Origin of the sequence: Sulfitobacter rhodophyticola (assembly GCF_041281685.2) — a bacterium.
Classification (GTDB): Bacteria; Pseudomonadota; Alphaproteobacteria; order Rhodobacterales; family Rhodobacteraceae; genus Sulfitobacter.
In genome coordinates, this window is sequence record NZ_CP166251.2 from 784,846 (window position 1) to 811,089 (window position 26,244).

Consider the following 26,244-nt stretch of genomic DNA (forward strand, 5'->3'; position numbering starts at 1 on the left):
TTACGCATGCCAGCCGCACAGCGATATCGTTCAAATGAACCAGTTGATGCAGGAGCGATGTAGGATATGGTTTCCCGACACATGCGCGGGGACATTATGTCGGACACGGCACAATCTGTTGAAACGCTGACCAAAAGAGAGGCTGAGGTGGCCGCAGCCTATGCTGACGGTGCCAGTTACAAAGTCATTGCCCGTGACCTTGGCATTTCACCCACAACGGTTCGTTCTCATTTGCGCACGGTCTATGGCAAGCTGAATGTCACCTCGAAAATCGCCTTGGCCCAGGCGTTGGCGGATCCGGATGCCAAAACGGCTCAGAGCCAGGATGCGGCCGAGCTGACGGCGGATCTGGCGCTTGAACTTGATGAAGCCATGCGGCGTGAACGGGCCATGACCGGCGTTCTGCGGATCATCAACGATAGCAGTGGCAATCTGGATGAAGTAATCGACGAGGTGCTGGAGCAGGCTCTTGAGATTTGCGAGGCGGAATTCGGCATCTTGATGGAGCATCATGGTGACTACGTGTTTACGGAAATGCGCTCTAGCAACATCACAACGCCATTTGCGAATTGGCTTGCAGAACAGGGTGCGTTCAACCCCGGTGTAAATACGGCAGTGGGACGCGCAGCCAGATCTCTGAAGCCCGTGAGTATTGTTGATGTGAATTCAGAGGATGTGCCTTACGATGACAACCCGCTGCGTTTTGCGACTGTAAAATTTGGTCATGCACGGTCCCTTGCGGCGATCCCAATGACATCCGGTGGGCGATTGATCGGCGTCTTCAGTGTGTACCGGACCCGCGTCCATCCATTCAATGACCGCGCTTTGGAGTTGGCGCAGGCCTTTGCAGATCAGGCCGCGATCGCGATCGAGAACTCTCTTCACATCAGCGAGATGGAAGGGCGGCTGGAACGGTCTACCGCCTCGCGCGAGATATTGGACGCAATCAGCACGTCCAGCGACGACGAAGCGCCGGTGTTCGACGCCATTTTGCGCAACGCCGCCCGGCTGTGCAACGCGCCGATGGCCCGGCTGGAATTGGCCGACAACGCCCGGCAAAATCACTATTGCGCTGCCGCATGGGGCGATGAAATGCGGTCGTTCAAGGTCGGCGAGGCGATGCCCCTTGATCAACCGAATGATCTGCCGACTGCCATTCGCGAGGGCGTGGTCCGCCACATTCACGACCTGTCGAAAACAGAACTCTACCTCAGCGGCAATCCAACCCGTGTAAGGATGGTGGAAGAGGAAGGCTACCGTACCTACCTGTGCGTCCCATTGATCGCGGCAGGCACCAGCATCGGCGCAATTGTCCTGAGCCGCCGCGAGGTGGCTCCCTTTTCGGACGAAAGTATCGCGCTGGTCGAAAACCTTGCCAAACAGGCAGTGATTGCAATTGAGAACGTCCGCCGGTTTCGTGAATTGCGGGATCGGTTGAAACGGGAGGCGGCAACACACGAAATCTTGCAGGTTATCAATCAAAACCGCGATGACGCGATGCCTGTCTTTGACGCCATTCTGAAGAAAGCGATTGAACTTTGCGGCGCAAGCTCCGGTGCGCTGACGTTGGGGGCCAAAGGCGAAGATCATCAGCGCATGGCCGTCTCATATGGCGTCAGCCAAGTGACGTTGGATGTCTACGCGCGCGGCGAGGTCTCGATGAACCCCGACATCTCAATGGCGGCAAAGGCGATCCTGACAGGTGAGGTGGTGCATGTGGCGGACATGGCCGATACCGATGGCTACCGCAGTGGCGTGTCGCACTATACGTCCGTGGTCGACGACACGGGCATCCGCACCAACCTGTTTGTACCTTTGATGACGCCGGAAGGGGGCGAAGGCGTTCTGGTGCTTTTTCGCAAGGAGGTGAAGCCCTACAAGCCTGACGAAATCGCATTGGTCGAGACCTTCGCAACCCAGGCCTCTATCGCGCTCGAAAACGTCCGCCAGTTCAGGGAGCTGCAGGCACGCACCTCAGAGGTTCAGGCGCTGAACGCCTCGCTTGAGGCGAAGGTCAACAACCAGGTAGTCGAAATCGAGCGGATGGGACGGCTGAAACGCTTCCTGCCGCCTGCTGTCGCGGATACAATCGTTTCCTCGGGATCTGAGCAGATGCTGCAAAGTCACCGCGCACTTCTGGGCGTTCTGTTTTGCGACATCCGTGGCTTTACGGCGTTTTGTGAAACAGCAGAACCCGAAGAGACGATCGAGGTGCTTCAAACCTATCACGAAGAGATGGGCAAACTGATCAACCAGCACGGCGCAGGCGTCGACCTGCGTATGGGCGACGGTGTCATGGTGCTGTTCAACGACCCTATCCCTTGTGATGATCCGGCGGGAGACGCGGTTCGTCTTGCCATCGAAATGCGCACGCGGATGGCCGAATTATGTGCGGGGTGGAAACGGCTTGGCCATCGTCTTGGGTTTGGCGTCGGCATCTCCCTAGGCTATGCCACTGTCGGCCTTGTGGGCCATGAGGGGCGTTTCGATTACACCGCATCCGGGACCGCAATCAACCTTGCCTCAAGGCTGTGCGATGAGGCGGTCGACGGGGAAATCCTCCTGAGCGCGCGTGCCGGGATTGCGGTCGAAGATGCTTTCGAGGTTGAGACGCGTGGAGAACTCAGCCTGAAGGGGATACGCGAACCCATCGAAGTGTTCAGGTTTGTGAACGAAACATAGGTGGTTCTAGTGCGCGATGCCAAGTCAGTCGAAATGCATGGAGTGAATGCTCGCGGCCCTGAGCTGCGGCTCACTGTGAAGTCCGATATTGCGATGCAGATTCCCAATAGCGCATGTCCAGTGTGCTACTCCCCAATTCTTGGACACTCCGGCGTAAACTAAACTACTCTGTGCTCCGGCTGATCGGTTTGGTTTCCGTATTTCTTTAGCCAATAGGCCAAAGCTGGGGGTTTGCCGCCGAGAGCAGAGCGTGGACGCATGTGATTGTGAAAGGCGGTCCATTTCCTGATCCCGGCCTTGGCCGCCGATCCGGTTTCCCATGCGTCCAGGAAGACGAACTCATACTTCATGGAACGCCGCAGGCGTTCGGCAAAGATGTCGTCAAGGATCCGGCCGTTGCTGTCCATCGAGATGCGGATACCGGATCGACGCAACCGATCCTTCCACGTAAAGAACGTGACCTGGCTGCCCTGATCCGCGTTCAGTATATCCGGCGCACTGAACTTGTGGATGGCCTCGCTCAATGTGTCGACACAGAACTCCGCCTTCAGCGTGTTCGAGATGCGCCAGGCCAGAACTTTGCAGATGCACCAGTCCATGATCGCAACGAGAAAAAGAAGGCCGAGCCGTATCGACAAGTACGTGATGTCGCACACCAAATCTGATTGGGCCGATTTACACGATCGCCAAACCGCAGGTAGGGGTTATCCTGTGCCCCTCGGCGGCCTTGATGGTGGTAGGCTTCTGATAGATCGGCAATAAACCCGCTAGCCGCATGAGGCGGCGGATACGTTTCTCGTTCACGAGATGATCCTCGTTGCGCAGATGCCATGTCATCTGCCGAACGCCGTGAAAAGGGGTTTCCAAAAATTGCTTATCGATCACACGCATCAGATCAAGGTATATTTGACTTTCGCCTGTCGGCTCATGGTAAAACGACAGCCGTGATATCGACCGCGAGGCACATGGCTTGCCAACAGATAAGCCAGGCAGGTCTGGCTCAATCATCTTGCGCTTCACTTGCCGGTCCAAGGTTTGGGCTTTCTGACCAAATAACCGGTGGCGACAGCCAGCTCCCCAATCTTGGCGTGCAAGTCTTTGACCAGTTCTTAATCGACTTCAGGCATCTTGCGACCACCGCGCTTAAGCAAAGCCCGCTTCCATTGATGGATCATTTTGGGGCACCTCGAACCGACTGGCCAACTCACTGACTGTCTCTTCACCCTTCACCGCTTCCAACGCGACCTTAGCCTTGAACTCTGGAGGATGTTGCTTCCGTTTCGACAAATCTGATCTCCTTCGTGTTGAAGGTCAGCAGACAACAAATCGTGGCCTACGCCAGCGTCCGAATATTTGGGAGTAGCTCAAACGCTGGCTTGAACGTGACCAACCCACCGATAATTTGACATCTTGGATGTTCACGCTGACAAAGACTGTGAAACGGGGATGTCTAAACCCGCGATCCACCTTTAGGTCAGGTTTGGGATCCGTCCAAGGCTCGCAAAGCCTAGTATCCATTGGCCACGTAGATGATGAGGCGGCCAACGCCTCACAACCTGTGAAACGATCATCGTCGCGTGATCTCTACCCCGATTTACAGATCGTTCAGTGCGTCCACGCCCCCCGGCGCCCGGTTGCGAAATTTTCACCATAGCCGCCGGGGCGGATGTTGGGTTTGCGCTTGTTCGGATCCTGCACCTGTGCGTCGATGCGATGCTCTCGCGCATATTCGATGGCGTCGTCCTTGGTATCGAACTGCAAGCGTACCTGGCTTTGCGTATCCGTGGAGGACGTCCAACCCATCAGCGGATCAATCTCGCGCGCCTCTGCTGGGGCGAACTCCAACACCCAGTGATGTGTCTTCGCGGTGCCCGATGACATGGCCGTGCGGGCGGGCTGATAGATACGAGCGCGCATGAGAGGTCCTTTGGCAGTTGGCTGAAATCTATATCGGGCAAAATGAGGAGCGGGGCAAGGGAATGAATCCCATTACATCAACAGTTTTCGCACCTCGGGCCAGGCTGCGTCACCGCGTGTGATGAAGCCTGCGCGGTCCGTATTCCACGTCTCCTCCACCCCGTCGGAATAATTGAGATAAAGTTTGCCATCCACGACCGTCCAGCTTTCAGGCTGAGTCGAATACAATTGCTGCTTCTCGGCCACGGCCCAAGCGCAATAGCCACCGTATTGCGGCGCGTAGGCAAGCGGATCGACCGCAAACCGGTCACGATGACTGGCAGAAGCAAAATGCCACGTCACGCCGGACCAATCGTAGGAAAACTCGGCAGAGCCAATGACCGGTTCGCCCTGGGTAAAATAGGCAACCGGATCCGCGCCGCGCAGGGCAATGCCTTCGGTAGCGAAATATTCGTGGGTGCCTGGTTCATCGCGCGTCAGGTACATACCACCGACCCCGGCGACCACGAGTGCCACGCCGGTCAAAAGAATGTTACGCCTTATGAGCATCTTCGCCCTCCTCCGTGGTTCGATGTGCGCAGGTTGCATATGGCGTTCAAGATGCTGTCACATGTCACACCAACATGTGATAGGAGCCATGTCAGCCAACCTGATGTCATTTTCTGGCAGCAGCCTCCCCGTCAGCCCTTGAACCTGCTGCCAAAGATGACACCTTTGCACAACGCCAGCCAAGGAATCTACGATGCCATACGCCCAGACTGACAGTTCTGACGCTACCGCCGTTCTGGCGCATCCTGCCCCTGACGTGCGCGAACGCCCAAAGCTGGAAGGCGGCAAGACGTTCCGGATGCAAACGGAATTTAAACCCGCAGGCGATCAGCCCACCGCGATTGAGGAACTCTGCGCCGGTGTGCTGGACGGTGACCGCGATCAGGTGTTGCTTGGGGCGACGGGTACCGGCAAGACATTTACCATGGCCAAGGTGATTGAGCAGACCAATCGCCCCGCCATCATCCTGGCGCCCAACAAGACGCTCGCGGCGCAATTGTACGGCGAATTCAAGGGCTTCTTCCCCGAAAACGCGGTGGAATACTTTGTCTCCTACTACGACTACTACCAGCCGGAAGCTTATGTCGCGCGGTCCGACACCTATATCGAGAAGGAATCCCAGATCAACGAACAGATCGATCGCATGCGCCATTCGGCCACGCGGGCGCTGCTGGAACGCGATGACGTGATCATCGTCGCGTCGGTTTCTTGTATCTATGGTATCGGGTCGGTCGAAACCTACGGCGCGATGACGCAGGACCTGAAAACCGGGCAGATGTATGACCAACGGCAGGTCATTGCAGACCTCGTGGCCCAGCAATACCGCCGCAATGATGCAGCGTTTCAACGGGGTTCGTTCCGGGTGCGCGGCGATGCCTTGGAGATTTTCCCTGCTCACCTCGAGGACCGCGCATGGCGGCTGTCCTTCTTTGGCGAGGAATTGGAAAGCATCACCGAATTCGACCCGCTCACTGGGGAGAAGGTGCAGACGATGGACCAGATCCGCGTCTACGCCAATTCGCACTATGTGACCCCAAAACCGACGATGCAACAGGCGATCATCGGTATCAAGAAAGAGCTCAAGATCAGGCTTGATCAGTTGGTCAATGACGGCAAGCTGCTGGAAGCACAACGGCTGGAGCAGCGCACGAACTTCGATCTGGAGATGCTGGAGGCGACGGGCGTCTGCAACGGGATCGAGAACTATTCGCGCTACCTTACCGGTCGCGCGCCGGGGGAGCCGCCCCCCACCCTTTTTGAATTCATCCCTGACAACGCCATCGTCTTCGCGGATGAATCCCACGTCTCCGTCCCCCAGATCGGCGGCATGTACAAGGGCGACTACAGGCGCAAGTTCACGCTGGCCGAACACGGGTTCCGCCTGCCGTCCTGCATGGACAACCGCCCCCTCAAGTTTGAGGAATGGGACGCCATGCGCCCGCAGTCCGTCTTCGTCTCCGCCACGCCGGCCGCGTGGGAGATTGAACAAACGGGTGGTGTCTTCACCGAGCAGGTGATCCGCCCCACCGGCCTGCTGGATCCGATGGTGGAGATCCGGCCGGTCGAGATGCAGGTCGATGATCTGCTGGACGAGGTCCGCAAGGTTGCCGCCGATGGTTATCGCACGCTCTGCACCACACTGACCAAACGGATGGCCGAGGACCTGACCGAATACATGCACGAACAGGGCATCCGCGTGCGTTACATGCACTCCGATATCGACACGATTGAACGCATCGAGATCCTGCGCGACCTGCGGCTGGGGGCCTTCGATGTGCTGATCGGCATCAACCTGCTGCGCGAAGGCCTGGATATTCCCGAATGCGGTCTGGTCGCCATCCTGGATGCGGACAAGGAAGGTTTCCTGCGCTCTGAAACATCACTGATCCAGACCATCGGCCGGGCCGCGCGAAATGCTGACGGCCGCGTGATCATGTACGCCGACCGCATCACCGGGTCGATGGAACGCGCGCTGGCTGAAACCGACCGCCGCCGCGCCAAACAGATCGCCTATAACAAGGAACACGGGATCACCCCTGCCACAGTCAAGAAGAACGTCGAGGACATTCTGGCGGGCCTCTACAAGGGCGACACTGATCAGGCACGCGTCACCACGCAGATCGACAAGAAGATGGCCGGTTCCAACATGCAGGCCGTGCTGGAAGGGCTGCGCACCGACATGCGCAAGGCCGCCGAGAACCTCGAATTCGAAGAAGCAGCCCGCTTGCGGGATGAGGTCAAGCGGCTGGAAGCGGTCGATCTGGCAATCGCCGACGATCCGATGGCGCGGCAGTACGCGGTGGACAAGGCCGTAGATGATGCGCAATCCAAATCGGGGCGCAGCACGATGGGCCGTGGCGGCATGCGCGGTGGTGTGAAGCGAAAGAAAGGGCGGCGGTAGGGTTGTTTTTACGGCCGGATCACGCGCTTGCCGGGAAACTCCTGACTTCATTGGACTCTTGGTTCACGACTTTGTGAGGCAATTCTGGTACCCTAATTGGAAACAAACTGTTTCTCAGGGGGTTCCAATGCGTCTTTTTCTTTCTGCTTTTTTCATTATTCCAATGACGTTTTCAGCCGAATTGTCGGCCGCACCCATTTCAGTAGATGCCGATGGAAATCCATGGGAGGTGTTCCATTTTCGGGAGCAACGTGGGTCATCCAGCATATTTCGATCGCCTCAAGGCCCTGTCGATACGCTTTCTTTTGGCTTGTTGAACGTTGTACCCAATGGAAAGGGCGAAAATGACGGCGAACGCGTCAGCGATTTCCCAACGACTATCATTGCCCGCCAGAACGGGGTGCAAAGGGAAGTAGGTTTTTCACCGGATTCCTTTGATCCGAATGCATTTGGAGCCGGGATTAATTACGATCCAAGCCTCAATGGGTCATGGGAATTCACAATCACGAACGGCCCGGATTCACTTGTGATTAATTCACCTGAAGTTGGGGTGGTTGACGTCCCTGAAAGGGTCACAAACGTCCAGCTTTCGCAGGCAACCGGCATCACCACACCCACGTTCAGTTGGCAGAACAATGAAGCGAATGCCGATGTGGTACGCGTGACGATTTATGACCTGAACAACCGTGACGCATTTAGCGGGAACGCAGATCGCGTTTACATCACGACCATTCCTCAAGGGGAAAGCAGTTTCACTGTACCGGAAGGTGAGTTGGCCGAAGGGGGTCTGTATTCGGCCCGCATCTCAACTCGCGTCAATCGCAGCGTCGAAGACGGAACAGCAGGTACTAACCCGTCCGGTTCAAGCCAAGCCGGAGCCGCCCTTGTACGCGGCGATACCTTCTTTGACTTTCAAGCCACCGACCTTGGCGACGAAAACGTTATCCTGCCAGAGCTGACATTTCCTGCTGACGGCAGTGTCGTCTACAACTTCAACAACCCCGTACTCGCCAACCAGATTCAATACTACGATCCGCTTGTCGCTGTCGGCTATGACTATCAGATCGGTGAACAGGACCCCTTTTTCAATTCTTTCATCCTGCCCGAAATTGGCGATGACCTTTTCACTCTTCACCTATGGAACGGCACTGAATATGCCTACGACTCCGACGTGATGGCAGGGATCGAATACTTCCTTGGAGATGACACCGAAAGGTTTCGTATTCTTGGCATCGAAACAGGTGCAGCGCTCGATCCGTTTGATCCGACGGCATTCGTGACCGGCCTCAGCTTTGCTGCCGACGGCCAATTCACCGGCACCATGACACCGATCATCGCAAACGTTCCCTTGCCTGCGGGGATCGTTCTGTTGGGCGGTGCACTTGGCGGATTGGCATTTGCGCGGCGCAGGCCGGGGAGCGCAGCACGCGTCAAGACTTGAAGCAACACCAAAGCCGCCTATCCTTTGCGCATGGCTGAACGTCCTCCATATCCGCTTGCCAAGGCCGCATTGGCGCTCTTGGTCATCACACTGGCCCCATCTTCATCTGCAGCTTGGGAATTCACACCAGGCGATCCATGTGTTCTGACCCACACCACTGACGATGTTGAGGTGACCCTAACCTACGATCCCGTGACGCCGCTCTATTCCTTCTCTCTGAAACAAGCACAACCTTTCCCTGCGGCATCGGTCTTCGGGCTGCAATTCAGTGGTCCATTGTCACTTGCCATCGGCACGGATCGTCACCAATTCAGCGACGCAGGCAGGCGCGTGACGGTGGAAGACAACGGATTTGGGAATGTTCTGAACGGCATGCAATACAACGATGCAATGATTGCGACGATCGGCAACCAGCTTATCGCGGTGTCGCTTGAAGGTGCCGCAGACCCGGTTGCGGCCTTTCGTGCTTGTGAAGGCCCCGAGCCGGTAAGCTGATCCAGCCCTTCAGGCGCGTATTATTCGCCATTAAATCGCCCTGCAATGCCCTCTCCCTCACCAGACTTTGCTGCGAAACGTCCCTCCATATCAAGTCTGACTGAGGTTTCATCGTGCCAATTATCATTGCCATCCTTACCGCAATCGCCGGTGCCATCTGGTGGTGGGCCCGCAACAACCCCCGCGAAGCGATCCACACCGCGCAGGACGTGGCAACCACACTCAAGAACGCGCCAAGGCGGCTCGCCTTTCGCCGCCAGACCAATGCCCATCCGGTGGAAGGCATCGATGATCCCCGCATCGCGATCTGCGCCATCGCGCAGTCCTTTTTGGAACTCGAAACCCTTCCCACGATTGAGCAGCGCAAACAGCTTCATATGCTCTTGCGCTCCCAACTCCGCTGTACGGAAGAAGAGGCCGAAGAGATGGAAGTCCTCGGCCGCTGGCTGGTCACACAATGCAACGGTGCCCGTGAAGCCGTGCCACGCCTTGGCCGCCGCTTGAAGAAGGTTGACGACGGCAAGGCGTGGGACCAGATGCAGGAGCTCTTGATGGCGCTAGCAGACGGGGATCTGTCTCCCGCTCAGGTAGTCGCGATTGACGACCTGCGGGTCGCGTTCAAACGCAGGTCATTATCCTAGAAGTCGAAAAGGTCTTCGAGGAAGCCGCCGCGCTTTTTCTTCTTGTAGCCGCCTTGCTGCTGCATCTGCGGCTGCGGGGCGGCCTGTCCGGCGGAACGATCAATGATCTTGTCCAACTCCCCGCGATCGAGCCATACCCCCCGACACTCCGGACAATAGTCAATCTCCACACCGCTACGCTCGGCGATGACAAGGGCGGTTCCGTCGATGGGGCACTTCATTTGGTTCTCCTCAAATACACCTCATGAAATATACGAAGTCGGGGCGTTATTTCACTGTTCCTTGATCGAAGGATGCGGCGGATTCTTGCCATTGGCGAGGTCACCGGTATGAACTTGCGATCAAGCCAGGTTTGTCTGAAATTCCCTATCCCCCGGCGTTTCTCGGAAATGGGACAATTCAACCACAACCGCATCCGAAAAACACCAAACACAACGCAGACAAGTCGCCGTAACCGACCCATTAACCTTTTGTTAACTTTTTCCCAACCACCGTCCCGGAGCGGAGGCAAAGAAACACATGCGATTACAAATTATTCTGTGGCTGTTGGTGCTTACCCCAACACTTGCCGAGGCAGGGGCTTGGCTGCGCGACAAGGGAACTGGCTTCAGCGCCACGGCATTCACGATCAACCGTGATCAGGACATCGCCAACACGACCTATCTGGAATACGGGCTGCTTCCAAAGATGACACTGGGCGTCGACGTTCGAATAGGCACAGACGGCCTCGGGGTGCAGGACGGGTTTGCAACGCTGTTCCTGCGCCGCGCGCTCAGCGCGCCGGAAGCGACAAGCAAATGGGCGTATGAACTGGGGGGCGGAGCCACCTGGGACGACGCCGTCGTGCAGCCGCACCTCAAAATTGGCCTGTCTTATGGCCGTGGCCTTCAATGGGGCGAAAAATACGGCTGGCTGTCTGTCGAAAGCTCCTACCGTTGGGACATCACCACTTCACAAGGTACTGCGAAAATCGACACGACCGTGGGAATGGGGTTTACAGAAGTCACAACGGGCATGCTGCAACTCTATCTCAGCACATTTGACGGTGACAGCAGCGCCAGCATCGCGCCTTCCCTGATCCTGCAACCACGCGGCAAGAAATTCCGTGTACAGATCGGCGCAGAGGCCCCGCTGGACGATACCGACAGTACCGCGCTCAAACTGGGCCTCTGGCGTGAGTTTTGACAGGGTCTAGCGTGCGTCCATGCGGACAACGGCCATGACCTGACCGCGGACACTCGTGGGCCAGACCAACCGTATCTCCCGACGGTCCGGTCCGCGCGCCGTGTCCACTTGCGGCATGTCGTGCTGGCGCACGTTGTTGGCATTGCGGATGGCCCCCATGGCCACGACACTGTCCACCTTCAGCGCCTGTCCGCCAAAGGGCAGATAGTCGGACGCATCGATCTGCCATGCATCGCTTTCTGTATTCTGGGTGAATTCGATATGCGCAGGCGTTTCCACTTGCGCTGTTACCCCGTGAAACGAATTCCCCGTCATCACAACGTTCTTGGCCCGCGCAATGTCCAGGTCGGCAAAGGTCGTATCCACCCGGTCCACACGGTCGATCAAGCCATTGATGCTCCGAAAACGGTTCCCGCTGATCAAGACCCCGCTGAGAAAATGACCAACCCCATGCGGTTTGACCACGATATAGCTGAACCAGGGGGCTACCTCACCGGAAAGAAAGACATTGTCGGTAATGCTGAGTGCGGAAAAGGAAAACTCCGTGTTGAATTCCGGTGCAGGGTCTTGCTCATTCGTCCATTCAAGAAAGCAATTGTCGATGTAATTGCCCGAAATGATGGAACTGGTATGTGGTGCACACAGGATCAACCCGGCTGACCGGATGCCTCCCGCCACTGAATCCCCTTGGAAAAAATGGTTTCCCTTGATGATGTTGTTGGCACCGGCCAACAGACCGAAATGACGGAAACGCGTCGCACGGTTGTCCCGCACCTTTACGTCATTGGCGTTGGCGTTGAACCCAATTGTTCGACGGTTCGGCACCGTCAGTGCATCCTCGGCTGACAGGAACTGGCACCGGTCGATCAACATGCCCTGGCAGCCGCCCCCGATTGACGTGATCCCGCGGTCAGCCGGGCGGCTGATGAAACTGTCGCGCACCTGAAAGGTACTGCCCGACTGTGCCAGCATGACACCGCTGCAGCGGTCGTTGCACTGGAATTCAATATCCGCGAGCGCAAACTTGCTCAACTGCGTGAAACCGGAGAAATCGATCAGATACTGGAACTTGCGAAAGGTGAAATTCTGCGTCCCTGCAGCGTCATACAGGGGCGCATTCAATGTGACCTCTTGCAACGCCACATTTTTGGACCGCACATAAACCTCGCGCCCGACACCGGTGCCTTCCACCAGCGCGCCGACAGGCACATTGGCCACGTTCACCACATTTGTCAGGGTGCGCGCGTCGTTGGGCGCATAAGTTGCCTGTGATGTGACCACTTGCGTATCCCAGGCAGCTGAATTCGCAGCCTCCAACTGTCCCCCACGAATGATCCGGCGTGTGGCATAAGATGTCCGGTCCGGCACCGCCGCCTGCATGTCCAGCGGCGCAGTCACATTCACCTTCCTGCCCTTCAGGTCAAGCGTTTCATGGTCAGAATTATTCAGAAGCGCCTGAAACGCCTTGAGAAAGGCAAGCTCTTCGTTCTCGAACGCTTCGATATAATTGGGCAGGTCAAAGTTGCGGCGCAGCAGAAGGACAGACGCCGTGGGCATGGTAACGCGACCCACGAACCGGATGTTGGTATCAATGGTGACATCATCGTTCAGCCGATACACCCCGTCCGGCACCAGAATGGTTCGGCCCTCGGCAGCGCTGTTCGCGGCCTCAAAAGCTGCGGTATTATCAGTTGTTCCGTCGCCGATTGCACCGTAGTCCACGACATCAACAGTCGCCAGGATATCGCGCTGAAACTGGGCTGTCACATCTTCGATCACCAGATCATCGACCCGCACAACGCCACCGTTGGGTCCATCCAGATCGATCCCAAAATGGCCATAGACCGCATCAGTCCCCCACACCATTTCAACACCCGTGCGCTGACCCGCACCGACAATGGCACTGATCTCCACCACTTCCCCGTAACCGGTAAGTTGCGCGGGAGGCGCGGCTTGGACCAATCCTGACACGATGCTGCCGTTGGCCCGTGCCGGGTAACCGGCAATCCGCACCAGCGGCAGCGTTCCACTGATCGCTTTCACACGTGCCCGGATCCGCAAGTAACATCCCGGCTCAAGCGGGGTCTGCCCCATGAAACGGAGTCGCGTCGTGGTCTCTGACTTGAAGATTTCCAACGCGCCGCCAAAATCTTGATCAGCAGGCACAAAAGCGGCATTCGCCGCGTTCTCATAGGTGTCGGTCCCTGGCGTACCATTGCCCCGCGAATAGACATCCAAACCTTCGGCATAGGGCGTCGGCATCAGATCCGCACCATTGATTGTCGCATTGCTCATCTCAAATCCCTTCTTCGGCGCCTGCAGCCACCCCGGCCCGCAGACATCCGCTGATTGCGCTGAAGCCCGACACGCGCCGGGACAAGGAAAGGGAAATAAGGGGAAGGCGTTAAGTGCGACGCACCACAGCGCGCGCAGGGTGCGCAACACCGGCCGTTCCGGCGCGCGACCGCATCAGGCAAAGAACAGCTGCAAACAGAAACCAGAAACCCGCGGGAAGGGGCACCGCCGTCGCGCTAAGGATCTTGGTCGGGTTCTTGGGGCGTGCCCTGCGTCCCAAACCGCGCTCGCATGACCAGCCACAGGGTGCCAAACTTGCAAAGAAATCAATCCTTTGTCCGCGATGGATCCCGTTCGGCGGCGAAAGACCGCCAAGCGTCACCGACCAGTCTTGATCTGTATGCCGCAAGTGCCGCGCTCCGCGCGTTTTGCCGCGTGGAAAAGGGTCGGTCGCATAGGCGTGACAATACGCGCCACAATGACATACATCGGGAAAGGCATCCGATCCTGTAACGTATAGGCCACCGGCATAGACACTCCAATGGCAGACGGTGCGCGTCGGGACGGCTTGCCGCACCTGCATACTGCCTGCAGGTACGGTGGTTGCGGTCGCCATGGCGGCTGACAGGGCAACCACTAAGGCGACCACCACAGCCCTGCAAAGGAAGCGCAGACTAAATCTCATGAAGAATGTGTTAAGCGTCAGGTACTTAACAAAGCGTGAATTTTAGCGGCATTTTAGTCAAAACACTGCCAGATCTCAAAAATTCAGCCCATTCTAGAGCTTTCCTTACGAAAGATCGTTTTAAGCCGTCACGCCGTCCGCCTGCAAAATCGACACCCCGCCAATGCGCCAACCGGCAGCGGTCTGGATCATCCTGTAGGCCAGCAGATGCGTGAATCCCTTCGCATCGACGATCTGGACCTTCTGGACATACGCCCCATCCTGTTCGTTCAGATCAAGATACGTCACTTCCGCAGGCCGCCACACCATGGGATAGCCCTCCGTGACCATGCGTTGGAAATTACGCGGGGTCTGAAACAACCGCTGCAAGGTTGGCGTCGCATAGGTGAAAGCCTCCTCGAAATCGTCCGCCTTGAACGCCTCAAGCTGGCTGTTGATCGTGCCTTCGATTTCCGTCTGCTGTGCAACAGCCGAAAACGCCATGAAAAAGGACAGGATCAGCCCGCCCACACCTGCCAGAATTGCCTTGCGCATCATCCGTCTCCCTCTTTGCGACATGCAGAAAGGTAAGTCACACGCTGGCGGAGGCAAGAATTCAGCTGTTCACAAGTTCCCCGGCCAGCGCCGCGTCAATCAATGCGATGGTCTCATCAACACCGTAAAGCGCGATAAAACCGCCAAAGCGCGGCCCCTGTGACGCGCCCAACAACACTTCGTAAAGCGCCGTGAACCAGTCACGCAGCGGGTCGAACTTCGGCTTGCCAACGGCGAACACCATGCTTTGCAATGCTTCTGCGTCCAATCCGCCGTCCCAGGCCTTCAGATTTTCCCGCAACTCCTTCAGCGCTGTCCGCTCCAGTTCGCTGGGCGCGCGGAACACCTTCTGTGGCTTCACGAAGTCGTTGTAGTAACGCACGGCATGGCCCGCTGCCGCGTCCATGCCGGGATTTGCCTCAGGCGTTGCATCGGGCGCATAGCGCTGGATGAAACCCCAAAGCTGCGACTTGTCCTCGGCCGAAGAAACCGACGCGAGGTTCAGCAGCATCGAGAACGGCACAATCATGTCCGACTTTGGCACATCACCCCCGTGGATATGCCACACCGGATTGTTCAAACGGCCTTTCTCGTCCTGTGTCTCATAAGCGCGCAACTGTTGGTGATACTCATCAACCGCCTTGGGGATGACATCGAAATACATCCGCTTCGCCGTCTTCGGCTTAAGAAACATGAAATACGACAAGCTTTCAGTGCTTGCATAGGACAGCCACTGATCGATCGAAATGCCGTTCCCGGATGATTTGGAGATCTTCTGACCATTTTCGTCAAGGAACAGCTCGTAGCTGAAATGTTCAGGCTTCTTTCCACCCAGTATCTCGCAGATCCGATCATAGATCGCTGTATTTGTGGCATGTTCCTTGCCGTACATCTCAAAATCCACGTCCAGTGCCGCCCAGCGCGCTCCGAAATCCGGCTTCCACTGCAATTTCACATTGCCGCCCGTCACCGGCAGCGTCATCTCCGTCCCGTCCCGGTCATCAAAAGTGACTGTGCCCGCTTTGGCATCCACCTGCTTGATGGGCACATACATCACCCGGCCGGTTTCGGGATGGATTGGCAGGAAGATCGAATAGGTCTGCCGCCTCTCTTCGCGCAGGCTCTTGAGCATGACTGCCATGATCTCGTCATACCGCTCTGCCGCGCGCAGCAGGATCTCGTCAAACTGGCCGGTCTGGTAGAATTCCCGCGCCGAATAAAAGTCATACTCGAACCCGAAAGTATCAAGGAACCGTCGCAGCATCGCGTTGTTGTGGTGACCAAAACTCTCATGCGTGCCAAACGGGTCCGGCACGCTGGTCAGCGGCTTGTGCATGTGCTCCGCCAGCATCTCCTGCTGCGGGACATTACCCGGCACCTTGCGCATCCCGTCAAGATCATCGGAGAAACAGATCAGCTTGGTCGGGATATCGGAAATCTCTTCGAACGCCCGTTTGATCATCGTGGTGCGCAGCACCTCGCCAAAAGTACCGATATGCGGCAACCCGGACGGGCCATACCCCGTCTCAAACAGCACATAACCCTTTTCCGGGGGCTTTGACGCGTAGCGTTTCAACACCCGGCGCGCTTCTTCAAAGGGCCAGGCTTTGCTGCTCAACGCCGCGTCACGCATCTTTGACATGTCGGATCATCCATTTTCAGCCCCGGCACCCCATGCGCCAGACTGTCCGCGTTCCTATTGCGTCACCGGGGAAGGGTCAATATTCTGCGCTGCAACATACCCTCCCCCAAAGGACATAACATGCAAGACAGCACTTCCCTCTCGCTCAGCGCGCAAGACTGCCTTGTCGCGCTTATGGTCGCTGTCTCCGTTTCGGATGAGAACATCGGCACCTCAGAACTGATCAAGATACAATCCGCAGTCAATATCCTGCCAATCTTTGCCGACTATGACGAAGATCGCCTCAGCCTTGTCAGCAAGACGGTTTTTGATCTGTTTGAGCAAGAAGACGGCCTAGATGCCCTTTTTGGTCTGATCAAGGAAGCCCTGCCCGAACGTCTGTTCGAAACGGCCTATGCGCTCGCCTGTGATGTGGCTGCTGCCGACGGCACGCTGGAGGAGACGGAGCTGCGCCTGCTCGAAGAAATCCGGTATGAATTGAACATCGACCGACTGCACGCCGCCGCAATTGAACGCGGCGCACGGGCGCGGCATCTGTCCTAGGACCGCGCCCCCTACCGGGATCAAAGCTGCGTGGTCTGTTCACTGCCGTAAAGGGCGGCCCAACGCTCGATAAGTCCTTGCTGCACCCGCTTGGCCCGCCTGTTCCAGGACCGCGCCCCAGGCGGACGCTCACGTTCTTCCGGGCGCACCTTGGCCCGCGCATCCCCGTCTGCTGCGAATATTGCGAAAGCCATCACCTGCCCGGTGGGCACCGTGATATACCCCGCGAGCGTAGAGACGAAATTCAGCGTGCCGGTCTTGGCATCAACCGTAATGGCACCATCCTTGATTGGCCGCCCCTCGTTGTCTCGAAGGTTGAAGGGTTTCAGAATTGGACGCAACGCACCTTGCTGCGCCCTCAACAACGCCTTGGCCATATCCAGCGCTGTCAGGCGGCTGCTGTCGCCCAAACCGGAATGATCCACCAATCCCGGATCGCTCATACCCAGCGCGTCCTGCGCCCAGGCGTTCATCTCTGCCGCTGAGGCGCGCAGATCCGCAACTGTCCCGACACGTTTGGTTGAAGCTGCAAGGCCCACCATTTCCGCCGTCAGGTTGGTGGAGTATTTCAGCATGTCCTTGAGAATGCCGAGAAGGGGGTCGCTCTGCCAGTTGGCGATTACGTCACCCCCTACGGGCAAGGAGGATATCAACTCTGGCGCTTTCAGCCTGATCCCGTGTGAACCCGCCATCGTGGCAAAGACATCGCCGGCATAAAGCCCCGGCTTGCGTACGGGCAACCAGCGCGCGCCGCCCTTGCCAAGTGCACCTTTTGCCACCGTCCAGTGATCCTGCCCGCCGCGATCCTCGTAGGTATAGACAGGGCTGCGGCGGTCCTTGATCTGCATGGCTGCCATCGCAACCGCAGGGCGGTACTTTTCCGTACGACCATCCATGGTCACGGCATATCCGCTGCCGCCACGTTTCCATTCGAAATGCACCCGGTTGTAGTTCAGTGCCAGCGCGGACACTGCTGGGTTATAACCGACGTGATCAGGTTGACCCGGATCAATCTCAGGCACCAATGGCAAGGCCGCCTCATGGACCTTGAATCCACCCTTGACGGCACGCACCCCCGCTTCCTTCAGCGCTGTAGCCATCCCTGCCAGCCCGTCGGTATCCAGCGTCGGATCCCCCCCGCCGATCAGGACAAGATCCCCCTGCACAACTCCGTCGATAACGCCACCCAAAGCACACAAACGCGTCTCGAACCGATGCGATGCGCCGAGTGTATCCAGCGCGTAAAGTGCTGTGACCGCTTTTGTCACGCTGGCTGGGGGTGTGCCCTGATGCTCATTGGCGCACTCCAACCAATCCCCGCTTGCCGCATCCGCCACCGCAAAGGCAACCTGACCTGACAGCTTCTCTCCCCGGATGATCGCATCAGCGTCCGGGATCGCCCGTTTGAAAAAATCCTCCGCCCGCAGCACCGGGCGCAGCGAGGTGTCAGGCGGCGCGGCAAATGCAGCAGGCACCAGTGCGAAAAACGCGGCACCGCTTTGCAAAAATCCCCGGCGTGACATCCCTCTTCCCATGCATTTGTTTAAACCGCACGCACCGCCCGCACACAACCGCTCATTGAACACATTTTATCCAGCAGCGCGCCGTGCTAACCGGGTCCATGCAACGCGCCGTCCTGATCATGTTCGTGGCCATGTCCCTGATCCCGGCCGGAGATGCCGCCGGGAAGGTCCTCAGCTCGAACATGGGCGTCTCGCCCGTATTCGTCGCCTGGTCGCGGTTTGCCTTTGGGACGCTGATGGTACTGCCGTTCCTGCCACGCGGCACGATGTCGCTTCTGCGCGACAGGCGCGTCTGGCTGCGTGCCCTCAGCTTGACCTGCGGGCTGACTTCCATCCAGTTCGCCTTCCGACAGGCCGAGATGGCCACGGTGTTCGCCGCGTTCTTCATTGGCCCCATGGTCAGTTACATCCTTGCCGCCCTTTTCCTGCGTGAACCGGTGACATGGGTCCGCAGTGCTTTGATCTTGGTTGGCTTTGCCGGGGTACTGATGGTGGTGCGCCCCGGCATGGGCGGCGAACCGGGCGTGATCTGGGCGGTTCTGGCGGGCTTCTTCTATGGCGCTTTTCTGACCATGTCACGATGGCTGTCGGACGTGGGCAAACCCCTGGCACTGACATTTACACAGCTCTTCATCAGCGCGGTTGCACTTCTGCCTTTCGGCCTTGCCACCTTGCCGCCCCTGAACACGGCAACCGCGACACTCACCCTGACGTCGGCCCTTTGCTCCATGCTCGGCAACCTGCTGTTGCTTTACGCCTACCGCATTGCACCTGCGACTTGGCTGGCGCCGCTGGTCTATTTCCAACTGATCGCGGCGGTACTGCTGGGATGGGCGGTCTTTTCCGACCTGCCTGACGCATCGGTCTGGGCAGGGCTGGTGTTGATCATCGGGTCCGGTCTTGCCTCAACGCGGTTGCGCTGACCAATCGCCCCGCGCCCGGATCGCGGTTGAAGAGGTATCATTCATCGGAACGTTCACGAACGACCACGCAGGCGCCTCCGCCCGTGCCAGCAAATGCCCGAACCGCCCCGGTATCCGGTATGGCGCATAAAGCGCGGCGGCACGGCTCATCCGGGCCGAAATACGCTGACCCGGGCGTGCCAGTACACCAATCGGAACGCTTTCGATGATGTCACGCCAATCCTGCCAAAGATGAAGCTGTGCCATGTTGTCGGCCCCCATCAGCCAGACAAATCGAACGCCGGGGTAAAGCAGTCGCAGATGCTGCAAGGTTTGCGCGGTATAGCGCGTACCCAACTGCGCTTCGATGTCTGTGATTTCAACCCGCGGGTGCTGCATAACCGCCTTTGCCCGCGCGATCCGCTTGTCTATCGGCGCGGGACCACGGTCTTTCAGCGGATTTCCGGGGCTCACCAGCCACCACACACGATCCAGCCCGAACCGCTTCAACGCTTCCCGCGTGATATGGGCGTGCCCCGCATGCGCAGGATCGAAAGATCCGCCAAGCAAACCGATCACCTGACCGGATCTGGCAAATGGCATTGTATGACGCACGCAAACGGCCCCTGAATTGTTTCAGGGGCCGAAAGGAGGGGCTTTGCCGCCCTTTGTCAATGTCGCAGCAGTGGCTTAGTGCCCGGCATGCTTTACAATTTCACCGGATTTCAGGCGGTCAAAGTAGCTGTTCATCTCCCGCTTGACGATCGGCATCAGGAAATACAGCGCCGTGATGTTCACAACTGCCATCGCGAAAATCATCGCATCGGAGAAGTCGATGACCGCACCCAGATTGGCTGCTGCACCCACAATGATGAAGAAGCAGAAAATCAGCTTGAAGATCAGCTCCTTGGTCTTGCCTTCACCAAACAGATACGTCCATGCCTTCAACCCGTAATACGACCACGAGATCATGGTGGAGAACGCAAACAGGATCACCGCAATGGCCAGCACATAGGGAAACCAGCTGAACCCGGTGGCAAATGCCGCAGACGTCAGCGCCACGCCGGATGACCCGTCCGCAGTCTGGATCGCCGTGCCCGCTTCATTGAGCACAAACAGACCAGTCTCGGGATTCACGACCAGAACACCCGAAATGGTTATGACCAGCGCCGTCATCGTACAGATCACAACCGTGTCGATAAACGGCTCCAACAGCGACACCACGCCTTCTGTCACAGGCTCCTTGGTTTTCACCGCAGAGTGGGCGATTGCCGCGGAACCAACGCCCGCTTCGTTGGAGAATGCCGCCCGCTTGAAGCCCTGAATAAGCGCCCCGACAAAGCCGCCTGCAACACCAAGGCCGGTAAAGGCCCCTTCGAATATCTGACCGAAGGCCCAACCGATCTGGTCCGCGTTGACGATCAGAATGACCAGCGCCGCAATAACATAGGTCACCCCCATGAACGGCACGACCTTTTCGGTCACCCGCGCAATGGATTTGATCCCGCCAACGATCACCGCGAAAACAACTAACGCAAAGACACCGCCGGTGATCAAGCCGCTGAAGTCACCGGTGATCTGGGTGATCTGCGCATGCGCCTGGTTGGCCTGGAACATGTTCCCGCCGCCCAGTGCACCACCGATCGTGAAGATTGCAAAGACCACGGCCAAAATTCCGCCACCGGGAAGGCCACGTTCCTTGAAGCCCTTGGTCATGTAATACATCGGCCCGCCGGAGACAGAACCGTCGGCATACTCGTTACGATACTTAACACCGAGCGTACACTCGGTGAATTTGGATGCCATGCCCAGAAGACCCGCAAGGATCATCCAGAACGTGGCACCCGGCCCACCAATACCGACGGCCACCGCCACACCGGCGATGTTCCCCAGACCCACAGTGCCCGAAAGCGCTGTCGTCAAAGCTTGAAAGTGGCTGACTTCGCCTGCGTCTTCGGGATCCGAATAGTCCCCTTTTACAAGGCTGATTGCATGACCGAAGGCCCGCAACTGGATGAAGCCGAAGTAGAGCGTGAAAATCGACGCTGCCACCACCAGCCACAGCACGATCCATGGGAAATTCGTGCCGGGCAGATTCATGAAGATCAGGCTCACAAACCATCCGGTAGAGCCTGCAAAGATATCGTTGACCCGCTGGTCGAGGCTGGCCGCCTCTTGCGCAGCGACAAAGGAGGGAAGGGTTGCGGCAAGCGCAGCCAGCATTCCCGCTGGAATGATGTTTTTCATGTAATATCCACCTGTTTCAAGGAATGATCGTGACAGGGACGCTGGCCGTGGCCACAAGTCGTCCGGTGACGCCGCCGAAAAGGCGTTCTTTCAGACCCCGCGCGCCAACACGGCCCACTACGATCTGTGCGGCATCATGCTTGCGCGCGACATCGTCGAGAATGTCCGCGGCATCACCGTGCCTGACGATCCCGACAACCTCGAAATCATCTGCTTCGGCGTCCTTCAACGCCGGATCAAGTACCCGCTCGCGGGCCAGCTCGATCTCTTCTTCACGGCGCTTGTGGCGCTGCTCATTCTCTTCTGGTGTTTGAAAGCTGAATGGCGACCATTCGATCACATAACAGATCGCAATCGCGCAATCGTCCAGCCGTCGCGCCTGCACCTTTGCGAATTCCAGCGCACGCGCACCAGCCTCCGACCCGTCCAGACCCACGACAATGGTGGTTTTTGACATGACTTGTATCCCTGTTGCTGCGCCGCCCCGTTTGATTGATCAATTGACCGCGGGTGTCGGAACGACGATCCATCCCTGCGGTTGAGAAACCGAAACATCCCACCTCAGGTTGCGTCGAGTCTAGCAGATTAAAGTCGGGACGATCGGCCAAATCATGCCACATCAAAAATCAATCAGACCGAAAATCATCGCCGATACAGTTCAACCGACCTCAATCGGGCGGCAACTATGCCAATACAGCCTGTGGCACCACAAGATCGCCGATCTTAAAGCTGCCTGGCTCAAGGACGGTGGCGCACCATCCTCCGTGCCCGCGCATTGCGGCATACCCGCCCGGACCAAGCGCGGCCTCCATGCGGCTGCAGGGTGCACAGATTGTCGTAACCTCGACCAGCGCGGCGCCGATGCGCAACTGTCGCCCTTTCAGCCCATTCAGATTAAGCCCAGAAACCACGAGGTTCCGCCTCAGCGCGGCCGCATCCACTGTTACCTTTCCAAGCATGGCACCGATCACCGCCAGATGCTCTGCCTGTATCAATGTGACAGCGCGTTTGCCCGCACGCCCGTGATCGCCTTCCAGACCAGCGGGACCAAGTGTCGCTTCCGCCACATGCACAGGGTCAGCAAGACGTTCCTCGCGCAACCAGATGCCCTCGACCACGCCGGGTTGCGCATATCGGTTGATCATTTCCGAAAAGCTGGTCAACGACCCGGTTCCGGTTCGAGGACCGGCAAACGCTCAAGCGGATAATTCGGCTGCAACCGCCAAAACAGATCCGCATCCTCTTCCAGCGGACGCAATGTGCCGCCCGGAAATGCGCGCGTTCGGAGTGCCAGAACGATATCAGACATCACTGCCGGGTTTTGCCGGAAATACGAATGGCTGTGTGCGCTGCCGGCCCCTTCCACACGAATGAAATGCACCAGGGCTTCCTTGCGCAACTGCGCCAACTCGCCCGCCGCGAAATCCTCTCGCTCGGCAGCACCGACACGCGGGTGCTTGGTCAGGAATGAAGACAGACGCAACGCGGAGTCGTCAGGATTGACATAGATATTGACCTGCTCGAACGCCTCCGTCACCCGCTCGGATGTGATCCTCTGCCGGGCCACACCGGTGTCCAGATCAGGCGCGGCAAGGATCAGCGTGCCGGTCTTCATTGCAGTCTTGGGGGCCGCACCGCGTCCTTGCTGGAAGATCACCATCTCCCGCAACGCCTGTGTCATGACGCTTGTCCCGCGCGAATGGGCAACGATGTCGATGTCCTCGACCTCTGGCACCTCCGCCATCAATCGCAGGAATTCCTTTGCGTGAAAGACTGAGAAATCCGCCGCTTCGCGATCCTGAAAATACCCAAGCGCGCCCCCATTTCCCGCAGGCCAGGTAAACGCGACCGGTGTCGAGCGTCGGCCTGAGAAATGCCAGATATTTGCAAGCGTCTGGAGGGCATTTTCGAAATCATTGCCGACCCCATGCACATAGACCAGCACCCGCCCGTTGCCCGTGCGCTTCACCTCCGTCCTCAGCGCGGCCTTGAACGCCTCTTCCTGTGCGGAATAGGCCGCCCGCGCTTCGGGTGTGATCCGCAACCCACCGTCCCGCCGCCGTGCTTGCAACGGGATCAGTGGAAACCGTACCATTTCCTCGACCTGTGTAACGTCAAGCCGCGACATACGACGGCCCCGGTCGACGTAGGTACGTTCGACCAGATCTGTCCAGCTGCCTGCCTGAAATTCGACCTGTGCGCGGCCAAATGCCATGGCATCTGATCGATCCGATCCATATCCCGTCACCCGCCCCTCTGACCCAAGTGCATTGCGGTCCGTGACGAAAAAAATGGGTGGGTTCGTCACCTGCAAGGGCGCGGGAACCGCACGGTCGGGGTAAGTGCGACCACCCAGATAAAGGTTCGGTGTATCCGAAAGCCCCACCGCCATGACGCAACCAGACAACAGCAACATGGCAATCAGTTGGGTCAGAACAGCCAGAGGAGGTCTGCGTTGATCTTGTCTCATCCCCGCGATATTGCGAGAGCCAACCCCATTTGACCAGACAGGAATCGTCCCATGGCCGCCTATCAGTACGTTTACCACATGTCCGGTGTCTCCAAGACCTATCCGGGCGGCAAGAAACTATTTGAAAACATCCACCTGAACTTCCTGCCCGGCGTTAAGATCGGTGTTGTGGGCGTCAACGGCGCTGGCAAATCCACGCTGCTCAAGATCATGGCAGGCATGGACAAGGACTTTCAGGGCGAAGCATGGGCCGCCGAAGGCGCGCGCGTCGGCTATCTGCCGCAGGAACCAAAGCTGGATCCCGAACTGACCGTGCGCGAAAATGTCATGCTTGGCGTGGCGGACAAGAAGGCCATTCTCGACCGCTACAACGAACTTGCCATGAACTACTCAGACGAGACTGCGGACGAGATGGCCAAGCTGCAGGACGACATCGACGCGCAGAACCTGTGGGACCTCGATTCCCAGATCGATGTTTCCATGGAAGCGCTGCGCTGTCCGCCCGATGACGCGGATGTGTCGTCGCTTTCAGGTGGCGAAGCGCGCCGCGTGGCGCTGTGCAAACTCTTGCTCGAAGCGCCGGACATGCTGCTGCTCGATGAACCGACCAACCATTTGGACGCCGAAACCATCGCTTGGCTGCAACAGCACTTGATCGATTACAAAGGCACGATCCTGATCGTCACCCACGACCGGTATTTCCTAGATGACATCACCGGCTGGATTCTCGAGTTGGACCGGGGCCGGGGCGTGCCTTACGAGGGCAACTATTCCGCGTGGCTCGAACAGAAAGCCAAGCGGCTGGAGCAGGAAGCGCGCGAGGACAAATCCAAACAGAAGACGCTGGAACGCGAACTGGAATGGATGCGGCAGGGCGCCAAGGCGCGGCAGGCCAAATCCAAGGCGCGGATCAACGCCTACAACGACCTGGCCGAAACGTCCGAACGCGAAAAGCTGACCCGCGCACAGATCGTCATCCCCAACGGCCCGCGTCTGGGAAACAAGGTGATCGAAGTTGCAGGCCTGAAAAAGCACATGGGCGACAAGCTCTTGATCGAAGGGCTGGACTTCAACCTGCCCCCCGGCGGCATTGTCGGCGTGATTGGCCCCAACGGCGCGGGCAAATCCACGCTGTTCAAGATGCTGACGGGGCAGGAAAAGCCGGATGACGGCGCGATTGAGTACGGCGACACCGTCGATCTCAGCTACGTCGACCAGTCCCGCGATGACCTGAACGCCGACGATACCGTGTGGCAGGCGATCACCGGGGGTGCCGAGCTGATCCAGCTTGGCGACGCTGAGGTAAATTCCCGCGCCTATTGTTCCTCCTTCAATTTCAAGGGCGGCGACCAGCAGAAGAAGGTCGGCCTGCTTTCAGGCGGCGAACGCAACCGCGTCCACATGGCACGACTGTTGAAGGAAGGCGGCAACGTTCTCCTGCTGGACGAACCGACCAACGACCTAGACGTCGAAACCCTGCGCGCGCTGGAAGACGCCCTGGTTGATTTCGCAGGCTGCGCGGTGGTCATCTCGCACGACCGTTTCTTCCTCGACCGGATCTGTACGCATATGCTGTCGTTCGAAGGCGACGCGCATGTGGAATGGTTCGAGGGCGGGTTCACCGACTACGAAGAAGACAAGAAGCGCCGCTTGGGTGCCGATGCGCTTGAGCCCAAGCGGCTGAAGCACAAGAAATTCGTGCGGTAATTCGTGGGATGGGTGCCCGCACCCATCCGCCTCCTCAAATATCCGCTACAATCTCTCCCTTCATCTCTCCGGTCATCCGCGTCTGGTCCTCCGAATGCACGGACCGCCTGACCTCATCGATCTTCAACTCCGCGGCGTCCCGTGTGGCCTTGTCGGGCCACTCGGTCATCGCCGCCACCGTCCGGTCGGTCGTGCGGATAACCGTCACTCGGTTTGCACCCAGTGCCTTTAGTGCAGGCAACCGTTTGTCCCGCATCGATTGCATGACGATGTTGAAATCAGTCCCTTGCGGCATTTCCCATGTGGTGATCGTGACATAGCGCATGGCACCCTCCTGCATTCTGTCAGGGCTGCATTGTAGCAGATTTTCGTCTTTCCGCACAGG

At 58.0% G+C, this 26,244-nt stretch carries 24 protein-coding genes; 9 read left to right on the forward strand and 15 right to left on the reverse strand.

Annotation, left to right across the window (positions count from 1 at the left end; all coding sequences use genetic code 11):
* Window positions 1-81 precede the first annotated feature (81 nt).
* Window positions 82-2,682: a GAF domain-containing protein gene (locus tag AB4X18_RS04860; RefSeq protein WP_370399038.1), complete on the forward strand. Its 2,601-nt coding sequence runs from the start codon at window positions 82-84 to the stop codon at window positions 2,680-2,682.
* Between the two features lie 158 nt (window positions 2,683-2,840).
* On the opposite strand, the gene AB4X18_RS04865 is transcribed toward AB4X18_RS04860, so the two are convergent.
* The 4 genes from AB4X18_RS04865 to AB4X18_RS04880 all read right to left on the reverse strand — a co-directional run bounded on the left by AB4X18_RS04865 (window position 2,841) and on the right by AB4X18_RS04880 (window position 5,148).
* Window positions 2,841-3,338 carry a transposase gene (locus tag AB4X18_RS04865; RefSeq protein WP_432817140.1) on the reverse strand — a complete coding sequence of 166 codons (498 nt, stop codon included), beginning with the start codon at window positions 3,336-3,338 and terminating at the stop codon, window positions 2,841-2,843.
* A 19-nt stretch (window positions 3,339-3,357) separates the two neighbouring features.
* Window positions 3,358-3,690, reverse strand: a complete 333-nt coding sequence (locus tag AB4X18_RS04870; RefSeq protein WP_370399040.1) for an IS3 family transposase — start codon at window positions 3,688-3,690, stop codon at window positions 3,358-3,360.
* A gap of 597 nt (window positions 3,691-4,287) precedes the next feature.
* A complete protein-coding gene (locus tag AB4X18_RS04875) occupies window positions 4,288-4,599 on the reverse strand; it encodes an ETC complex I subunit (RefSeq protein WP_370399041.1) in 312 nt (103 codons plus the stop codon).
* Window positions 4,600-4,671: 72 nt separating this feature from the next.
* Window positions 4,672-5,148, reverse strand: a complete 477-nt coding sequence (locus AB4X18_RS04880; protein WP_370399042.1) for a YHS domain-containing (seleno)protein — start codon at window positions 5,146-5,148, stop codon at window positions 4,672-4,674.
* A gap of 193 nt (window positions 5,149-5,341) precedes the next feature.
* On the opposite strand from AB4X18_RS04880, the gene uvrB reads away from it, so the two are divergent.
* The 4 genes from uvrB (at window position 5,342) to AB4X18_RS04900 (ending at window position 10,126) form a co-directional block, all read left to right on the forward strand.
* Window positions 5,342-7,549, forward strand: a complete 2,208-nt coding sequence (uvrB, locus tag AB4X18_RS04885; protein ID WP_432817141.1) for an excinuclease ABC subunit UvrB — start codon at window positions 5,342-5,344, stop codon at window positions 7,547-7,549.
* Between the two features lie 127 nt (window positions 7,550-7,676).
* Window positions 7,677-8,990, forward strand: a complete 1,314-nt coding sequence (locus AB4X18_RS04890) for a VPLPA-CTERM sorting domain-containing protein (protein ID WP_370399043.1) — start codon at window positions 7,677-7,679, stop codon at window positions 8,988-8,990.
* A gap of 30 nt (window positions 8,991-9,020) precedes the next feature.
* Complete coding sequence (locus tag AB4X18_RS04895; RefSeq protein ID WP_370399044.1) at window positions 9,021-9,485, forward strand: hypothetical protein; 465 nt, start codon at window positions 9,021-9,023, stop codon at window positions 9,483-9,485.
* A gap of 113 nt (window positions 9,486-9,598) precedes the next feature.
* Window positions 9,599-10,126 carry a hypothetical protein gene (locus tag AB4X18_RS04900; RefSeq protein WP_370399045.1) on the forward strand — a complete coding sequence of 176 codons (528 nt, stop codon included), beginning with the start codon at window positions 9,599-9,601 and terminating at the stop codon, window positions 10,124-10,126.
* On the opposite strand, the gene AB4X18_RS04905 is transcribed toward AB4X18_RS04900, so the two are convergent.
* Window positions 10,123-10,347, reverse strand: coding sequence for a zf-TFIIB domain-containing protein (locus AB4X18_RS04905; protein WP_370399046.1), 225 nt, complete (start codon window positions 10,345-10,347; stop codon window positions 10,123-10,125). The two genes, AB4X18_RS04900 and AB4X18_RS04905, sit on opposite strands and share 4 nt — an antisense overlap.
* Before the next feature lie 298 nt (window positions 10,348-10,645).
* On the opposite strand from AB4X18_RS04905, the gene AB4X18_RS04910 reads away from it, so the two are divergent.
* Window positions 10,646-11,311 carry a hypothetical protein gene (locus tag AB4X18_RS04910; protein ID WP_370399047.1) on the forward strand — a complete coding sequence of 222 codons (666 nt, stop codon included), beginning with the start codon at window positions 10,646-10,648 and terminating at the stop codon, window positions 11,309-11,311.
* Window positions 11,312-11,317: 6 nt separating this feature from the next.
* On the opposite strand, the gene AB4X18_RS04915 is transcribed toward AB4X18_RS04910, so the two are convergent.
* The 3 genes from AB4X18_RS04915 to AB4X18_RS04925 form a co-directional block, all read right to left on the reverse strand.
* Window positions 11,318-13,606 (reverse strand): glycosyl hydrolase family 28-related protein, encoded by a 2,289-nt coding sequence (locus AB4X18_RS04915; protein WP_370399048.1) that lies wholly within the window; start codon window positions 13,604-13,606, stop codon window positions 11,318-11,320.
* 805 nt (window positions 13,607-14,411) lie between these two features.
* Window positions 14,412-14,828, reverse strand: a complete 417-nt coding sequence (locus AB4X18_RS04920) for a DUF4864 domain-containing protein (RefSeq protein ID WP_432817142.1) — start codon at window positions 14,826-14,828, stop codon at window positions 14,412-14,414.
* A 58-nt stretch (window positions 14,829-14,886) separates the two neighbouring features.
* Window positions 14,887-16,467 (reverse strand): lysine--tRNA ligase, encoded by a 1,581-nt coding sequence (locus tag AB4X18_RS04925; protein WP_370399050.1) that lies wholly within the window; start codon window positions 16,465-16,467, stop codon window positions 14,887-14,889.
* Window positions 16,468-16,587: 120 nt separating this feature from the next.
* Between AB4X18_RS04925 and AB4X18_RS04930 the strand changes: the two genes are divergently transcribed.
* Window positions 16,588-17,010: a tellurite resistance TerB family protein gene (locus AB4X18_RS04930; protein WP_370399051.1), complete on the forward strand. Its 423-nt coding sequence runs from the start codon at window positions 16,588-16,590 to the stop codon at window positions 17,008-17,010.
* A gap of 20 nt (window positions 17,011-17,030) precedes the next feature.
* Here AB4X18_RS04930 and dacB read toward each other — a convergent pair whose 3' ends face one another.
* Window positions 17,031-18,533: a D-alanyl-D-alanine carboxypeptidase/D-alanyl-D-alanine endopeptidase gene (dacB, locus tag AB4X18_RS04935; protein WP_370399052.1), complete on the reverse strand. Its 1,503-nt coding sequence runs from the start codon at window positions 18,531-18,533 to the stop codon at window positions 17,031-17,033.
* Between the two features lie 98 nt (window positions 18,534-18,631).
* Here dacB and AB4X18_RS04940 point away from each other — a divergent pair, with 98 nt between their 5' ends.
* The gene (locus AB4X18_RS04940; protein WP_370399053.1) at window positions 18,632-19,456 is read left to right on the forward strand and encodes a DMT family transporter; all 825 of its coding nucleotides are present in this window, start codon (window positions 18,632-18,634) and stop codon (window positions 19,454-19,456) included.
* Here AB4X18_RS04940 and AB4X18_RS04945 read toward each other — a convergent pair.
* The 5 genes from AB4X18_RS04945 to AB4X18_RS04965 all read right to left on the reverse strand — a co-directional run bounded on the left by AB4X18_RS04945 (window position 19,439) and on the right by AB4X18_RS04965 (window position 24,152).
* The gene (locus AB4X18_RS04945) at window positions 19,439-20,038 is read right to left on the reverse strand and encodes a nicotinate-nucleotide adenylyltransferase (RefSeq protein ID WP_370399054.1); all 600 of its coding nucleotides are present in this window, start codon (window positions 20,036-20,038) and stop codon (window positions 19,439-19,441) included. The genes AB4X18_RS04940 and AB4X18_RS04945 overlap by 18 nt on opposite strands.
* A gap of 87 nt (window positions 20,039-20,125) precedes the next feature.
* Entirely contained in the window at window positions 20,126-21,682 is a 1,557-nt protein-coding gene (locus tag AB4X18_RS04950) for an alanine/glycine:cation symporter family protein (protein WP_370399055.1), read from the reverse strand.
* Between the two features lie 16 nt (window positions 21,683-21,698).
* Window positions 21,699-22,139 (reverse strand): universal stress protein, encoded by a 441-nt coding sequence (locus AB4X18_RS04955; RefSeq protein ID WP_370399056.1) that lies wholly within the window; start codon window positions 22,137-22,139, stop codon window positions 21,699-21,701.
* 226 nt (window positions 22,140-22,365) lie between these two features.
* Window positions 22,366-22,827, reverse strand: a complete 462-nt coding sequence (locus AB4X18_RS04960) for an MOSC domain-containing protein (RefSeq protein WP_370399057.1) — start codon at window positions 22,825-22,827, stop codon at window positions 22,366-22,368.
* 14 nt (window positions 22,828-22,841) lie between these two features.
* Window positions 22,842-24,152, reverse strand: coding sequence for an alpha/beta hydrolase (locus tag AB4X18_RS04965; protein WP_370399058.1), 1,311 nt, complete (start codon window positions 24,150-24,152; stop codon window positions 22,842-22,844).
* Window positions 24,153-24,203: 51 nt separating this feature from the next.
* Here AB4X18_RS04965 and ettA point away from each other — a divergent pair, with 51 nt between their 5' ends.
* Window positions 24,204-25,859: an energy-dependent translational throttle protein EttA gene (ettA, locus tag AB4X18_RS04970; protein ID WP_370399059.1), complete on the forward strand. Its 1,656-nt coding sequence runs from the start codon at window positions 24,204-24,206 to the stop codon at window positions 25,857-25,859.
* A gap of 34 nt (window positions 25,860-25,893) precedes the next feature.
* Here the strand turns inward: ettA and AB4X18_RS04975 are convergent, their stop codons facing one another.
* Entirely contained in the window at window positions 25,894-26,184 is a 291-nt protein-coding gene (locus tag AB4X18_RS04975; RefSeq protein WP_370399060.1) for a hypothetical protein, read from the reverse strand.
* Window positions 26,185-26,244: the final 60 nt, after the last annotated feature.